Raw genomic sequence first — 14,164 nt, 5'->3', positions numbered from 1 at the left:
TCGAGCGCCGTGTCACTCCTGCGCACGAAACCCGTCGACCAGCTCACCGGCGACGGCGAGCACACCTCCCTGCGCCGCACGCTCGGGCTGGTGCCGCTGGTCGCCCTGTCGGTCGGCGCGACGCTCGGCACCGGCATCTTCGTGGTCCTCGGCCAGGCGGCCCCGGTGGCCGGGCCGGCGGTCGCCGTCTCGTTCGCCGTCGCCGCGCTGGCCGCGCTGTTCTCCGCGCTGTCCTACGCCGAGCTGGCGGGCGCGGTGCCGGTCGCCGGGTCGGCCTACTCCTACACCTACGCGACGCTGGGCGAGCTGGTCGCGTGGGTGTGCGGGTGGTGCCTGCTGCTGGAGTACGGCGTGTCCGTCGCCGCCGTGGCGGTGGGGTGGAGCGGCTACCTCAACGCGTTCCTCGACGCCACGCTGGGCGTCCAGCTGCCCGCCGCGCTGTCCGGCGAGGTGGTGAACCTGCCGGCGGCGGTCGTGGTGCTGCTGGCCACGGGCGTGCTGCTGGGCGGGGTGCGGGAGAGCGCGGCGGTCACCACCGTGACGACCGCGCTCAAGGTCCTGGTGCTGCTGTTCTTCGTGGTGGTCGCGGTGTTCGGGTTCCAGGCCGGGAACCTCGCGCCGTTCGCGCCGGCCGGGGTCGCGGGCATCACCGGGGCCGCGTCGCTGGTGTTCTTCTCGTTCATCGGGTTCGACGCGGCGTCCACGGCCGGCGAGGAGGCCAAGAACCCGCAGCGGGACCTGCCGCGCGCCATCGTGATCTCCCTGGCGATCGTGACCGTGGTGTACGTGCTGGTCGCGCTGACCGCCGTGGGCGCGGCCGGGGTGGGCGTGCTGGAGGGCTCGGACGCGTCGCTGGCCGCCGTGCTGCGGCAGCTCACCGACCAGACCTGGCCCGCGACGGTCCTGTCGGCCGGCGCGGTGGTCGCGATCGCGTCCGTGGTGCTGACCGTCCTGTACGGACAGACGCGGGTGCTCGTGGCGATGTCCCGCGACGGCCTGGTGCCCCGGGTGTTCTCGCGGGTCGGCGCGCGCCGGGTGCCGACCTCGAACACGGTGATCGTCGGCGTGGTGGTGGCGGTGCTGGCCGCGCTGGTGCCGCTGGGGCAGCTCGCGGAGGCCACGAGCATCGGCACGCTGGTGGCGTTCGGCCTGGTCAACATCGGTGTGATCGTGCTGCGGCGCACCCGGCCGGACCTGCCGCGCGGGTTCCGCACGCCGTGGGTGCCGGTGGTGCCGCTGCTCGGGCTGGGCATGTGCGTGCTGCTGGTCGCCGGGCTCGCCCCCGCCACGTGGTTGGCGTTCGGGATCTGGTCCGTGGTGGGCTTGGTGGTGTACTTCGCCTACGGACGACGCCACTCGAAGCTGGCCCCAGCGCCGGCGCAGGGAGAATGAACGTGGAAACCCTCGGATCGCGTGAGGTGTACGCGAACCCCTGGATGACGGTCCGCGAGGACCCGATCCGGCGTGCCGACGGCACGACCGGCATCTACGGCGTGGTCGACAAGCCCGACTACGCGCTGGTCATCCCGCTGGACGGCGAGCGCCTGCGGCTGGTCGAGCAGTTCCGGTACCCGCTGGGCCTGAGGCGCTGGGAGTTCCCGCAGGGCACCGCGCCGGAGCGCGCCGCCGAGGAGCCGCTCGCGCTGGCCGCGCGGGAGTTGCGCGAGGAGACCGGCCTGCGCGCCGGGCGGCTGGTCGAGCTGGGCCTGCTGGACGTCGCGCCGGGCATGTCCAGCCAGCGCGGCCGGGTCTTCCTGGCGACCGGGCTGACCGAGGGGTTCCACGAGCGGGAGCACGAGGAGCAGGACATGCGCTCGGCGTGGTTCCCGCGCGCGGAGTTCGAGGCGATGGTGGCGCGCGGCGAGATCACCGACGCGCAGTCGATCGCCGCGTACACGCTGCTCCTGCTGCACGAGAACGCGCAGCCGTGAGGGACGTGGTGGAGCTGCTGTCCGCCGACGTCCTGGCGGACGCGGAGGAGCTGGCGGACGTCCTGGTCGACGCGGTGGCGGACGGCGCGTCGGTCGGTTTCCTGGCGCCGCTGCCCCGGCCGCACGCGGTGTCGTGGTGGCGGGCGCGGGCGGCGGCCGTGGCCAACGGCGTGCTGGCGGTGTGGGTGGCCCGGGTCGACGGGCGCGTCGAGGGCACCGTGCAGGTCGGGTTCAGCTCGACCCAGAACGGCGCGCACCGCGCGGAGGTGGCGAAGCTGATGGTGCTGCGCCGGTCGCGGGGCGCCGGGCTGGGGCGGGACCTGCTGGCCGCCGCCGAGAAGGGCGCGGCGGACCGGGGCGCGAGCCTGCTGACCCTGGACACCGAGACCGGCTCGCCCGCCGAGGCCCTGTACCGCGCGGCGGGCTGGACCGAGGTGGGCGTGATCCCGGACTACTCGTCCGCCCCGACCGGCGGCCTGCGGCCGACCACGCTGTTCTACAAGAAGGTCTGACACCCGGCGACGGGAGCGTCACGCCGACCGGGCGGTCGGCGTGACGGCAGTCCCGTCGCGCCGATGACCTCGTGCTTCGCCGGCTGCCGGCACCGAGGGAGACGGCCTTCAGCGAGCCGCCGCGAGAAATGACGAAGGCAAGGAGAAACCACTCTCCCTGCCATGGTGAACATATAGCACACCGGGGGTCTTGTGGCAAGACCCCCGGTGTGCCGCAGAATCTCCCGCCGAAGCCGAAACCGCAGATGGAGAAGGTGAACGGTTGGGTAGCTACGTGCTCGATCTCCAGGAGATCGACCGGACGCAGGTCGACGTCGTGGGCGGCAAGGGGGCGCACCTGGGGGAGCTCCTCCGGATCGGCGGGGACGTCCGGGTGCCGGCCGGGTTCTGCGTCACGGTGGACGCCTTCCGCCGGGCCGTGCGGGACGTGCCGTCGATCGAAGAACAGCTGGACCGGCTGTCGCGGCTGGACCCGGACGACCGGGAGGCGATCCGGGCGGGCAGCGCCGAGGTCCGGCGGACGGTCGAGGGCATCGCCGTCCCCGACGACGTGGCGGCGGCGGTCACCGGCGCGCTGGCCCGGCTCGGTGACCGGACCGCCTGCGCGGTCCGGTCGAGCGCCACGGCGGAGGACCTGCCGACGGCCTCCTTCGCGGGCCAGCAGGACTCCTACCTCAACGTCGTGGGGCCCGAGGCGGTCCTCCACCACGTCAGCCGGTGCTGGGCCTCGCTGTTCACCGAGCGGGCCGTGTCCTACCGGCTGCGCAACGGGTTCGACCACCGCGCGGTCCACATGGCCGTGGTCGTGCAGCGGATGGTCTTCCCGCGCGCGGCGGGCGTGCTGTTCACGGCCGACCCCGTCACGTCCAACCGCAAGGTCGCTTCCGTGGAGGCCACCCTCGGCCTCGGCGAGGCGTTCGTCTCCGGGCTGGTGAACGCCGACGGCTACCAGGTGCGGGACGACCGGGTCGTCGCCCGGTCGATCGCCACCAAGGAGGTCGCCGTCGTGGCCGCGCCGACCGGCGGGACGCGCGACCAGGCGGTCGAGCCGGCGCTGCGGGAACAGCCGGCGCTCACCGACGACCAGGTCGTGCGGCTGGTGCGGCTCGGCCGGCGGGTCGAGGCGCACTTCGGCCGGCCCCAGGACGTCGAGTGGTGCCTCGTGGGCGACGACTTCCAGGTGGTCCAGAGCCGGCCGATCACCACGCTGTTCCCCGTCCCGGAGACCGACGACCACGACAACCACGTCTACGTCTCCGTGGGCCACCAGCAGATGATGACCGACGCCATGAAGCCGCTGGGGCTGTCCGTGTGGCAGTTGACGACCCCGCGCCCCATGGCGGAGGCCGGCAGCAGGCTGTTCGTGGACGTGACGCGGATGCTGGCGTCGCCCGCGAGCCGCGCGGGTCTGATGGGCATGGTCGGCAAGTCCGATCCGCTGATCGGGGACGCGCTGCGCACGGTCGTGGAGCGCGAGGGCTTCCTCCCGCCGCCGGAGGAGGACGCCCCCGCCTACCAGGTCCCCGGCGTCGAGCCGGCAACGGTGGAGACCGACCCGGCCATCGTCACCGAGCTGGTCGAGCAGGGTCAGGCGTCCGTGGCAGCGCTGGCGCGGGACATCCGCGCGCAGTCGGGCCCGGAGCTGTTCGACTTCATCGTGGCCGACATCCAGGAGCTGCGGCGGGTCCTGTTCGCCCCCCGGAGCCACGAGGTGATCATGGCCGGGATGCAGGCGGCGTGGTGGCTCAACGACCGGCTGCTGGACTGGCTGGGCGAGAAGAACGCGGCCGACACGCTCACCCTGTCCGTGCCCCACAACGTCACGTCGGAGATGGGCTTGGCGCTGCTCGACGTCGCGGACGCGATCCGCCCGCACCCCGAAGTGGTCGCGTTCCTGCACGACGCGGAGGGCGACGACTTCCTGGCCGGGATGAACGGGCTGGAGGGCGGGCCCGAGGCCCGCGACGCCATCCGCGCCTACCTGGACGAGTACGGGATGCGCTGCGTCGGCGAGATCGACATCACCCGGACGCGGTGGAGCGAGCGCCCGGCCACCCTGCTGCCGATGATCCTCACCAACGTGAAGAACTTCGGGCCGGGAGCCGGCGAACGCCGCTTCGAGCAGGGGCGGCAGGAGGCGTGGCAGAAGGAGCAGGAGGTCCTGGAGCGGTTGCGCGCGCTGCCGGACGGGGACCGCAAGGCCGACGAGACCAAGCGGATGATCGACCGCGTGCGAACCTTCGCGGGGTACCGGGAGTACCCGAAGTACAACATGGTCTGCCGCTACGCCCTGTACAAGCGGGCGTTGCTGGGCGAGGCCGCGCGGCTGGTGCGGGCCGGCGTGCTCGACCACGCCGAGGACGTCTTCTTCCTGCGGTTCCAGGAGTTCCAGGAGGCCGTGCGCACGAACCGGGTCGACGCGGAGCTGGTCCGGCGGCGCAGGGAGGCGTTCACGACCCACGAAGCGCTCACGCCGCCGCGGGTGCTCACGTCGGACGGCGAGGCCGTCGCCGGGTCGTACCGGCGGGACGACCTGCCGGCCGGCGCGCTGGTCGGCCTGCCGGTGTCCGCCGGCACCGTCGAGGGGCGGGCCCGGGTCATCCCGGACGTGGCGCAGGCCGACCTGGAACCCGGTGACATCCTGGTCACCGCGCACACCGACCCGAGCTGGTCACCGCTGTTCGTGGCGATCGCGGGCCTGGTCACGGAGGTCGGCGGCCTGATGACCCACGGCGCGGTGATCGCGCGCGAGTACGGCCTGCCGGCCGTCGTCGGCGTCGAGGGCGCCACCCGCCTGATCCAGGACGGGCAGCGCATCCGCGTGCACGGGACCGACGGGTACGTCGAGGTGCTGCCCACGACGTGACGCCCGGCGCCCGGACGGGCTGGTCCGTGGTTCACAGCTGGTGCGAGTGTGGACGTGTCGTGCACGGAGACGAGGCGAGGTCTCCGGTGGGTGGGTTGGCGACCGAGCAGAACCGCTGTACCGGAGACTTCGTGGCCGGCGTAAACGGCGGCGGAGCGGGCCGACCTGACCGATGCGCAGTGGGTGGTGCTGCAACCGCTGCTGCCCGTCGGTGCCAGGCCGGGCCGCCCACCGCACTCCGCCGGGGCGCGGAAACAGGGGTTCGGCAGGTCGAACCGCCCGACACCGGTACAGGCGGGACCGTGCCCGACCACCACGGGCTGAGGCGGTCGCGTGGCGGCTGGACCGGCAAGCTGCACCTGACCTGCGACCAGGGACGCCGGCCGTTGTCGCTGCTGCCCTCCGCCGGGCAGCGGGGCGACAGCCCGCAGTTCGTGCCGGTGGCCGAGCAGATCTCGGCGCCGCGCATCGGTCCCGGCCCTTGCCGTCCGCTACCAGGCCACCATCGACCTCGCCGCATCACCACCTGGCTGCGCCACACCTGGAACACGCGCTAGTCGGTCCAGTCGGCCGGGCGCTTCTCCAGGAACGACGCCATGCCCTCCTTGGCGGAGGGCGTCTGGGACGCGGCGGCCATCACCTCCACGGCGATGGCGTACGCGTCCGCCTCGGGCCGGTCCAGCTGGGCGTAGAGGGTCTGCTTGCCCAACGCCTTGCTGGCCCGGCTGCCCCGGGTGGCCCGGCCCATCAGGTCGGCCACCGCCGCGTCCAGCTCGTCGGCCGGCACGACCCGGTTCACCAGCCCCCACCGCTCGGCGGTGCGCGCGTCGATGACGTCACCGGTCAGCGCCAGTTCCATGAGGCGCTTGCGCCCGACGGCCCGCGCCACGGGCACCGCCGGCGTGTGGCAGAACCAGCCGGCCTTGCCGCCCGGCAGCGCGAACCCGGCGTCCTCCGACGCGACCGCCAGGTCGCAGGAGGCGACGAGCTGGCAGCCGGCGGCGGTGGCCAGGCCGTGCACCCGCGCGATGACGACCTGGGGCACTGACTCGATGGTGCGCATCAGGTCCGTGCACAGCGTCAGCAGGTCCCGCACGCCCTCCAGGTCGCGGGCGGCGACGTCGGCGAAGTCGTGGCCGGCCGAGAACACCGGGCCCTCGCCGGCCAGGACGACCCCGACCGCGTCGGTCGCCGCGACGGCGCGGAACGCCGCCAGCAGCTCCGCCAGGTGCTCGGCGGACAACGAGTTCCGCTTCCCGGCGCGGTCCATCGTGACGCGCACGACCCCGTCCGCCGGTTCGACGCGGATGTGCTGGTATTCGGCCATGTCGACGACCGTAGTCGGCCGTGCAACCGGGCACGCGCCGCGCTCCGTCCTCGGGGCATGAGACTGCGCGTGCTCGCCCTGGTGGGTCTGCTGGCCGGTTGCGCGTCCGGCGGCGACGCCGGGGTGCAGCACGCGCCGGACGTCGGCACCACCTTCCCGGTGGCCCGGTCGCCCCGGCCGGTCGTGGTGATCGGCGACCTCGTCCAGGTCGTCGGCGGGCTGCGGGGTGAGGACAAGGTCGACGTGCTCGCCGGCCGGCTCGACTTCACCGGGCAGCACGCCGACGCACCGCCGGCCGCCCCCGTCACGCTCCCCGACGGCGCGCAGGCCACCCTGCCGCTGATCGGGTCGGCGGACGCGTTGAGCGCGCTGACGCGGCCCAGGACCACCACCACGCCGAGCACACCGCCGTCGAAGCTGGTCGCCGTCGAGTTCGGCACGGCCGAGTTCCCGACCGATCGCGGCCCGTGGACGGCACCGGCCTGGCTGTTCACCACGGAGGCGGGCAGCGTGCTCGCGTGGCCCGCGCCGGAGCCCGGCGCGTTCTGGCGGCCCGGCGAGGTCCGGCCCGCCGTCACGACCGGCGAGGCGAGCACGAATGACCGCGAGCTGGTGGTGTCGATGCCGAGCGCCCCTTCACCGTGCCCCGGCGACGAGCCCGCCCGCAACGAGGCCGTGGTGCGGGAGTCGGCCGACACCGTCACGGTCGGCGTGCGGACGGTCGGGCACGTCGGGGAGTGCGCGCGCACGCTGGCCGTGACGACCCAGCCCTACCGGGTGCGGCTGGCCGACCCGCTGGGCGGGCGGCTGCTGGTCGACCAGGACGGCGGCGTCGTCGCCGTCACGACGCGGTAGGGACCCGGAACGTGCGGCGGTAGGCGTCGGGCGCGACCCCGAGTTCGGCGCGCAGCCGCCGGCGCAGGTTCGCGGCGGTGCCCAGCCCGGACCTCTCGGCGACCCGGTGCACGGTCAGGTCCGTGGTCTCCAGGAGGCGCTGCGCCAGCAGCACGCGCTGGGCCTGCAACCACCGGCCCGGCGTGCTGCCGGTCGCGGCCAGGAAGGCCCGGTGGAACGTCCGCTCGCTCAGCCCGGCGTGCCCGGCGAGGTCGGCGACCCCGATCGGCTCCGCGAGCCGGGCCACCGCCCAGTCCACAGTGGACGACAGCCCGCCGCGCCCGGCGCGGTGCGGCAGCGGCGGGTCGACGTACTGCCGCTGCCCGCCCTCGCGCGTCGGCGGCATCACCAGCCGGCGGGCCAGGGCGGCGGCCACGTCCGCGCCGTGCGCCCGGCGCACCAGGTGCAGGCACAGGTCCAGCCCGCCGACCACGCCGGCTGAGGTCAGCACGTCGCCCTCGTCGGCGAACAGCACGTCGCGCAGCACGGTCGCCTTCGGTGCCCGGCGCTCCAGGTCGTCGAGCAGCCGCCAGTGCGTGGTGGCCGCGCGCCCGTCCAGCATCCCGGCCTCGGCCAGGGTGAACGCCCCGGAGCACAGCGCCGCGACCATGCCGTCGACCGCGCGCAGCGCGCGGACGGCCGACCCCGGCACCTCCGCGAACGGGTCCACCCGCCCCGGCACGACGACCAGGTCGCACCCGCGCAGCCCGGACAGCCCGTGCGTGGCGGGCACGGCACCGAGCGGCTGGAGGGGCGTGGCGACCCGCCCGGGCGCGCACACCCGGACCTCGAACGGCGGCACGCCCGAGTCGGTCCGGGGCACCGCCCAGACCTCGCCGACCACCGAGAGGTCGAACGCCCGGCTGCCCGGCAGGACCAGCACGCCAACGGTGAGCATGGCAGGAAAGTACCGGATCGCGCCGGTTCTGCCACTCCCCCGCGCCACCCCCGCCCCGCCACGATCGACGCATGACGAACCGGGTCCTGATCCTCATCGACGTGCAGCGCGGCTTCGACTCCCCCACCTGGGGCACCCGCAACAACCCCGACGCCGAGGCCAACATCGCCGCCCTCCTCGGCGCGTGGACCGGCCCGCTGGTGCTGGTCCGCCACGACTCCGCGCCGGGCTACTCGCTCAGCCCCGGCCAGGAGGGCAACCGGTTCAAGCCCGAGCTGGACGGCGCCGTGCCGGACCTCGTGTTCGCCAAGGAGGTGAACTCCGCCTTCCACGGCGAGGTCGACCTGCACGCGTGGCTGACCAACCGGGGCATCACCGACATCGTGCTGGCGGGCATCCAGACCAACATGTGCGTGGAGACCACCGCGCGGGTCGCCGGGAACCTCGGCTACCGGGTGCAGGTGGTCCTGGACGCGACCTTCACCTTCGGCGTGGAGGACTTCACCGCCGACGAGCTGTACCGGGCCACCGCGACGAACCTGCGCGCGGGCGGCTTCGCCGAGATCGCGTCCACGAAGGACTTCCTCTAGCCCCTACAGCCCGTTGGCCTCGCGGACCACGGACACGATCTCGTCCATGATCTGGGTCAGCTCGTAGTCCTTGGGCGTGAACACCCGGGCGACGCCGCGCTGCCGGAGCTGGTCGGCGTCGTCGGGCGGCACGATGCCCCCGACGACGACCGGCACGTCGCCCGCGCCGGCCGCGCGCAGCCCGTCCACCACGGCGGGCACGACCTCCAGGTGCGAGCCGGACAGGACGGACAGCCCGACGACGTGCACGTCCTCCTGCACGGCCGCCGCGACGATCTGCGCGGGCGTGAGCCGGATGCCCTGGTACACCACCTCGAACCCGACGTCGCGGGCGCGCACCGCGACCTGCTCCGCGCCGTTGGAGTGCCCGTCCAGGCCGGGCTTGCCGACCAGGACGCGCAGCCGCTCGCCCAGCTCCTCGCCGGTGACCCGCACCCGCTCGCGCACCCGCGCGATCTCCGCGCCGGCCTCACCGGACGCGGACGCCGAGGACACCCCGGTGGGCGCGCGGTACTCGCCGAAGGTGGCGCGCAGCGCGGACGCCCACTCCCCCGTCGTGACACCGGCCTTGGCGCACGCGATGGTCACCTCGACCAGGTTCCGGTCGGTCTTGGCCGCCGCCCGCAGCTCCTCCAGCGCAGCGGACGCGGCGGAGCCGTCCCGCCCGGCCCGCCACTCCCGGATCGCCGCCACGGCGTGCTGCTCCACGACCGGGTCGACGGTCTCGATCGCCTTGGCCCCCTCCGCCTGCAACGGCGAGGGCTCGGTGGTGGCGAACCGGTTGACGCCGACGACCACGTCCTCGCCGGACTCGACCCGCCGCCGCCGCTCGGCCAGCGACGACACCAGCGCCGACTTCATGTACCCGGACTCGACGGCCGCGACCGCGCCGCCCATCGCCTGCACCCGGTCGATCTCGGCCCGCGCGCCCGACAGGATCTCCTCGACCTTGGCCTCCACCACCGCGGAGCCCTCGAACAGGTCGTCGTACTCCAGCAGGTCCGTCTCGTAGGCCAGCACCTGCTGCATCCGCAACGCCCACTGCTGGTCCCACGGCCGGGGCAGACCGAGGGCCTCGTTCCACGCGGGGAGCTGGATCGCCCGCGCCCGCGCGTCGCGCGACAGGGAGACCGCGAGCATCTCCAGCACGATCCGCTGCACGTTGTTCTCCGGCTGCGCCTCGGTCAGCCCCAGCGAGTTGACCTGCACGCCGTACCGGAAGCGCCGGTGCCGGGGGTTCTCGATGCCGTACCGGTCGCGGGTGATCTCGTCCCAGAGCCGGACGAACGCCCGCATCTTGCACATCTCCTCCACGAACCGCACACCCGCGTTCACGAAGAAGGACATCCGCGCGACCACCTCGCCGCGCCGCTCCTCCGGCACCTGGCCGGAGTCGAACACCGAGTCGAGCACGGCGATCGCGGTCGACATCGAGTAGGCGATCTCCTGCGCGGGCGTCGCGCCGACCTCCTGGAGGTGGTACGAGCAGATGTTGATCGGGTTCCACCTCGGCACGTTCGTCACGGTCCACGCGACCATGTCGGTGATCAGCCGCAGGCTGGGCCCCGGCGGGAACACGTACGTGCCCCGGGACAGGTACTCCTTGATGATGTCGTTCTGGGTGGTGCCGGACAGCGCGGCCCGGTCCGCCCCCTGCTCCTCGGCGACGCTGACGTAGAGCGCGAGCAGCCACATGGCCGTCGCGTTGATCGTCATCGACGTGTTCGCCTCGCCGAGCGGGATCCGGTCGAACAGCCGCCGCATGTCGCCGAGGTGGCTGACCGGCACGCCGACCTTGCCGACCTCGCCCCGCGACAGCTCGTCGTCGGGGTCGTAGCCGGTCTGCGTGGGCAGGTCGAACGCCACCGAGAGGCCGGTCTGCCCCTTGGCGAGGTTGCGGCGGTACAGCTCGTTGGAGGCGGCGGCGCTGGAGTGCCCCGCGTAGGTGCGCATCACCCAGGGGCGGTCGCGCTCACGGTCGGCCGGGTACGGCACGGCAACCTCCTCCGACGTCGTTCCCCGTAGCGTACTGACGAGTAACACGGCCGCCGGCGTGCCGTTGCTCACTGAATCGGTGCTGGAGGAGCATGGTCGCCGTGACCGCGCTCACCCAGACCCTGCTCCTGGTCGTGGTCCTGGGCGTCCTGGCGCTCCTGCTGCGCTGGGCGTTCGGCAACGACCGGCGTGCCGTACCCGATTACACCGGAGACGACTTCGGCCTGCTCAGCGAAGTGGCCGTGGTGCCCACCCCCGAGGCCGCCCGGGTGCTGGCGCAGCGCCTGCGCGACGCGGGCATCAAGACCACCGTCGCCACCCGGGGCGACCTGCACCGCCTGCTGGTCTTCCCGGCCGACGCGGCGAACGCGAAGCTCCTGCTGAGGTAGCCGGGCCGGGAGTGTCGTACCCCGCTGCCATCATCACCGGATGACCAAGGCGCACCTGCACCACTACCTCAAGCAGGCCCGGGAAGCCGTCCTGTGGAAGCTCGACGGCCTGTCCGAGTACGACGTCCGCCGCCCCCTCACCCCGACCGGGACGAACCTGCTGGGCCTGGTCAAGCACCTGGCGTCGGTGGAGAGCGGCTACCTGGGCGACGTCTTCGGCCGCCCGTACCCCGAGCACGTCCCCACCCCGGAGGACGGCGCGGAGCCGAACGCGGACATGTGGGCGACCGAGACCGAGTCGAGGGAGGACATCACCGCCTTCTACCGGCGGGTGTGGGCCCACTCGGACGCCACGGTCGAGTCGCTCGCCGCCGACGCCCCCGGCGAGGTCCCGTGGTGGCCGGAGGACCGCCGCGCCGTGACCCTGGACCAGATCATGATCCACATGATCGCGGAGACCAACCGCCACGCGGGCCACGCCGACATCGTCCGCGAACTGGTGGACGGCGAGGTCGGCCACCGGGCCGCCGTGGCCAACATGCCCGAAGGCGACCCCCGGTGGTGGGAGAACTACCACGCCACCCTGGAAGCCACCGCCCGAAAGTTCACCACTCCCTGAACCACCGCGCCGACACTCTCACCCCCGGTGCCCACCGCACCAGGGGCAAGACCCGTCCCGGTGCCTACGGCACCACGCGATCGACCGTGGCCCCGAGCTTCCGCAGGTTCTCCACGAACCCCGGGTACCCCCGCTCGATGTGGAAGATCTCGTAGACCTCGGTGACGCCGTCCGCGCACAACCCGGCCAGGACGAGCCCGGCCCCGGCGCGGATGTCCGACGCCCACACCGGCGCACTGGACAGCCTCTCCACCCCGCGCACCACCGCGTGGTGGCCGTCGGTGCGGGCGTCCGCGCTCATCCGGACCATCTCCTCGATGAACCGGAACCGCGCCTCGAACAGGTTCTCGGTGATCATCGAGGTGCCCTCGGACACGCTCGACAACGCGATGGCGAACGGCTGGAGGTCGGTGGCGAACCCCGGGTAGGGCAAGGTCACGAAGTCGACCGACTGGGGCCGCCCACCCTGCACCACCCGAAACCCCTGAGCACCACCACCATCACCGTCGAACGTGGTGACCTCGGCCCCCGCCATCCGCAACTTCTCCAGCACCAGGTCCAGGTGGTGCGGGTCCACCCCGCGCACGGTGATGTCCCCCCGCGTCATGGCGGCGGCGAACGCCCACGTGGCACCGACGATCCGGTCACCGATCACGCGGTGTTCGGTGGGGCGCAACGACTCCACGCCGTGCACCGTCAACGTCGACGTGCCCGCGCCCTCGATCTTCGCGCCCATCTCCTGGAGCATCACGCAGATGTCCACGATCTCGGGCTCGCGCGCGGCGTTGTCGATCACCGTGGTGCCCTTGGCGAGGACGGCGGCCATCAGGATGTTCTCGGTGGCACCCACGCTCGGGAAGTCCAGCCAGATCTGCGCGCCGTGCAGCCCCTCGGCCTCGGCGACCACGCAGCCGTGCTCGATCTCGCTGTGCGCGCCCAGCTTGCGCAGCCCGCTCTGGTGCATGTCCAACGGCCGGGAGCCGATCGCGTCACCACCCGGCAACGCCACCACGGCCCGCTTGCACCGCCCCACGAGGGGACCGAGCACGCACACGGACGCGCGCAGCTTGCCCATCGCCTCGGAGTCGGCGCGGTGGTTGAGCTCGGCGGGCGTGGTGATAGTGGCCACGTCGCCCGACAGCGTCACCTCGCAGCCCAGGCTCCGCAGCACGTCCGCCATCAGCGGGACGTCCAGGATCTCCGGGCAGTTGGTGATGGTGGTCGTGCCCTCCGCCAGCAGCGCAGCGGCCATCAGCTTCAACACGCTGTTCTTAGCGCCGACGACCTCGACCTCGCCGACCAGCCGCGCACCACCATGGACCCGGAAGTGCTCGCTCACCAAGGAAACTCCTCAAGTCGGTTCCGCACGCATCGTACGGACGCACTGAATCAAGCCAGAGCCCGGAGCCCCCTACAGTGCTCGGTATGGCGGTTCACCTCACCAGGATCTACACCCGGGTTGGCGACGACGGCACCACGGGCCTCGGCGACTTCACCCGCGTCCCGAAGACGTCCCCCAGGATCACCGCGTACGCGGATGTGGACGAGACCAACGCGGCACTGGGCGTGGCCCTGGCCCTGGGAGCCCTGGCGGAAGACGTGCACGACGTCGTCCGCAAGGTCCAGAACGACCTCTTCGACGTGGGCGCGGACCTCTGCACCCCGGTGACCCCGGACCCGAAGCACCCACCGCTGCGCATCACCCAGCCCTACGTGGACCGCCTGGAGGGCTGGTGTGACGAGTACAACAGCAGGGTCGGCAAGCTGGAGTCCTTCATCCTGAACGGCGGCACCCCCGGCGCCGCCCTGCTCCACCAGGCCCGCACGATCGCCCGGCGAGCGGAGCGCAGCACGTGGGCCCTGCTGGAAGCAGAGCCGGAGGCGACGAACACCCTCCCGGCCAAGTACCTGAACCGCCTGTCAGACCTGCTGTTCATCCTCGCCAGGGTCGCCAACCCCGACGGCGACGTCCTGTGGCAACCAGGCGGCAACGCCTAGCAACCAGCAACCCACCCAACGCGCCCACTCACCGGACCGCGCCCCGCGCACACTCCACCCAAGCGAGTCGTGTCATCCCCGTGTGGCCCGCGCGCCAGCGAACCACCCTTGGCCAGGTCGTGCAAGCGAAGGGCGTGCTTGCACG

The 14,164-nt window shown here is 73.1% G+C and carries 13 protein-coding genes; 9 read left to right on the top strand and 4 right to left on the bottom strand.

Annotated elements, in window-relative coordinates:
- The first annotated feature begins 9 nt into the window (after positions 1 to 9).
- The 4 genes from AB0I60_RS35905 to rph all read left to right on the top strand — a co-directional run bounded on the left by AB0I60_RS35905 (position 10) and on the right by rph (position 5,309).
- A complete protein-coding gene (locus AB0I60_RS35905) occupies positions 10 to 1,392 on the top strand; it encodes an amino acid permease (protein ID WP_360738301.1) in 1,383 nt (460 codons plus the stop codon).
- Positions 1,393 to 1,394: 2 nt separating this feature from the next.
- Entirely contained in the window at positions 1,395 to 1,931 is a 537-nt protein-coding gene (locus AB0I60_RS35900; RefSeq protein WP_360738299.1) for an NUDIX hydrolase, read from the top strand.
- A complete protein-coding gene (locus AB0I60_RS35895; RefSeq protein ID WP_360738296.1) occupies positions 1,928 to 2,443 on the top strand; it encodes a GNAT family N-acetyltransferase in 516 nt (171 codons plus the stop codon). The genes AB0I60_RS35900 and AB0I60_RS35895 overlap by 4 nt, the downstream gene beginning before the upstream one ends.
- A 262-nt stretch (positions 2,444 to 2,705) precedes the next feature.
- Entirely contained in the window at positions 2,706 to 5,309 is a 2,604-nt protein-coding gene (gene rph, locus AB0I60_RS35890) for a rifamycin-inactivating phosphotransferase (RefSeq protein ID WP_360738294.1), read from the top strand.
- Positions 5,310 to 5,862: 553 nt separating this feature from the next.
- On the opposite strand, the gene AB0I60_RS35885 is transcribed toward rph, so the two are convergent.
- A complete protein-coding gene (locus tag AB0I60_RS35885; RefSeq protein WP_360738292.1) occupies positions 5,863 to 6,636 on the bottom strand; it encodes an enoyl-CoA hydratase-related protein in 774 nt (257 codons plus the stop codon).
- Positions 6,637 to 6,693: 57 nt separating this feature from the next.
- On the opposite strand from AB0I60_RS35885, the gene AB0I60_RS35880 reads away from it, so the two are divergent.
- Complete coding sequence (locus AB0I60_RS35880; RefSeq protein ID WP_360738290.1) at positions 6,694 to 7,491, top strand: hypothetical protein; 798 nt, start codon at positions 6,694 to 6,696, stop codon at positions 7,489 to 7,491.
- On the opposite strand, the gene AB0I60_RS35875 is transcribed toward AB0I60_RS35880, so the two are convergent.
- On the bottom strand, positions 7,478 to 8,428 hold the full coding sequence (locus AB0I60_RS35875; protein ID WP_360738287.1) for a helix-turn-helix domain-containing protein: 951 nt from the start codon (positions 8,426 to 8,428) through the stop codon (positions 7,478 to 7,480). The two genes, AB0I60_RS35880 and AB0I60_RS35875, sit on opposite strands and share 14 nt — an antisense overlap.
- A 71-nt stretch (positions 8,429 to 8,499) precedes the next feature.
- Here AB0I60_RS35875 and AB0I60_RS35870 point away from each other — a divergent pair, with 71 nt between their 5' ends.
- Positions 8,500 to 9,018 carry a cysteine hydrolase family protein gene (locus AB0I60_RS35870; RefSeq protein ID WP_360738284.1) on the top strand — a complete coding sequence of 173 codons (519 nt, stop codon included), beginning with the start codon at positions 8,500 to 8,502 and terminating at the stop codon, positions 9,016 to 9,018.
- A gap of 3 nt (positions 9,019 to 9,021) precedes the next feature.
- On the opposite strand, the gene AB0I60_RS35865 is transcribed toward AB0I60_RS35870, so the two are convergent.
- Positions 9,022 to 11,013: a methylmalonyl-CoA mutase family protein gene (locus AB0I60_RS35865; RefSeq protein WP_360738282.1), complete on the bottom strand. Its 1,992-nt coding sequence runs from the start codon at positions 11,011 to 11,013 to the stop codon at positions 9,022 to 9,024.
- 92 nt (positions 11,014 to 11,105) lie between these two features.
- On the opposite strand from AB0I60_RS35865, the gene AB0I60_RS35860 reads away from it, so the two are divergent.
- Positions 11,106 to 11,402 (top strand): hypothetical protein, encoded by a 297-nt coding sequence (locus AB0I60_RS35860; RefSeq protein ID WP_360738279.1) that lies wholly within the window; start codon positions 11,106 to 11,108, stop codon positions 11,400 to 11,402.
- 40 nt (positions 11,403 to 11,442) lie between these two features.
- Positions 11,443 to 12,021: a DinB family protein gene (locus AB0I60_RS35855; protein ID WP_360738276.1), complete on the top strand. Its 579-nt coding sequence runs from the start codon at positions 11,443 to 11,445 to the stop codon at positions 12,019 to 12,021.
- 64 nt (positions 12,022 to 12,085) lie between these two features.
- On the opposite strand, the gene murA is transcribed toward AB0I60_RS35855, so the two are convergent.
- Entirely contained in the window at positions 12,086 to 13,360 is a 1,275-nt protein-coding gene (murA, locus tag AB0I60_RS35850) for a UDP-N-acetylglucosamine 1-carboxyvinyltransferase (RefSeq protein WP_360738273.1), read from the bottom strand.
- An 86-nt stretch (positions 13,361 to 13,446) separates the two neighbouring features.
- On the opposite strand from murA, the gene AB0I60_RS35845 reads away from it, so the two are divergent.
- Positions 13,447 to 14,019, top strand: coding sequence for a cob(I)yrinic acid a,c-diamide adenosyltransferase (locus AB0I60_RS35845; protein WP_360738271.1), 573 nt, complete (start codon positions 13,447 to 13,449; stop codon positions 14,017 to 14,019).
- The last annotated feature ends 145 nt before the right edge of the window (positions 14,020 to 14,164 follow it).

The sequence above is a fragment of the Actinosynnema sp. NPDC050436 genome, from assembly GCF_040655415.1.
GTDB lineage: Bacteria > Actinomycetota > Actinomycetes > Mycobacteriales > Pseudonocardiaceae > Actinosynnema.
Note: the sequence above shows the minus strand (reverse complement) of the source record. Positions and strands in the feature narration are given on the sequence as shown.

What these genes read in the sequence shown, in the direction of transcription:
- AB0I60_RS35885 (WP_360738292.1), bottom strand. Translation starts at nt 6,636, where the DNA reads ATGGCCGAATACCAGCACATCCGCGTCGAACCGGCGGACGGGGTCGTG.
- AB0I60_RS35880 (WP_360738290.1), top strand. Translation starts at nt 6,694, where the DNA reads ATGAGACTGCGCGTGCTCGCCCTGGTGGGTCTGCTGGCCGGTTGCGCG.
- AB0I60_RS35875 (WP_360738287.1), bottom strand. Translation starts at nt 8,428, where the DNA reads ATGCTCACCGTTGGCGTGCTGGTCCTGCCGGGCAGCCGGGCGTTCGAC.
- AB0I60_RS35870 (WP_360738284.1), top strand. Translation starts at nt 8,500, where the DNA reads ATGACGAACCGGGTCCTGATCCTCATCGACGTGCAGCGCGGCTTCGAC.
- AB0I60_RS35860 (WP_360738279.1), top strand. Translation starts at nt 11,106, where the DNA reads ATGGTCGCCGTGACCGCGCTCACCCAGACCCTGCTCCTGGTCGTGGTC.
- AB0I60_RS35855 (WP_360738276.1), top strand. Translation starts at nt 11,443, where the DNA reads ATGACCAAGGCGCACCTGCACCACTACCTCAAGCAGGCCCGGGAAGCC.
- AB0I60_RS35845 (WP_360738271.1), top strand. Translation starts at nt 13,447, where the DNA reads ATGGCGGTTCACCTCACCAGGATCTACACCCGGGTTGGCGACGACGGC.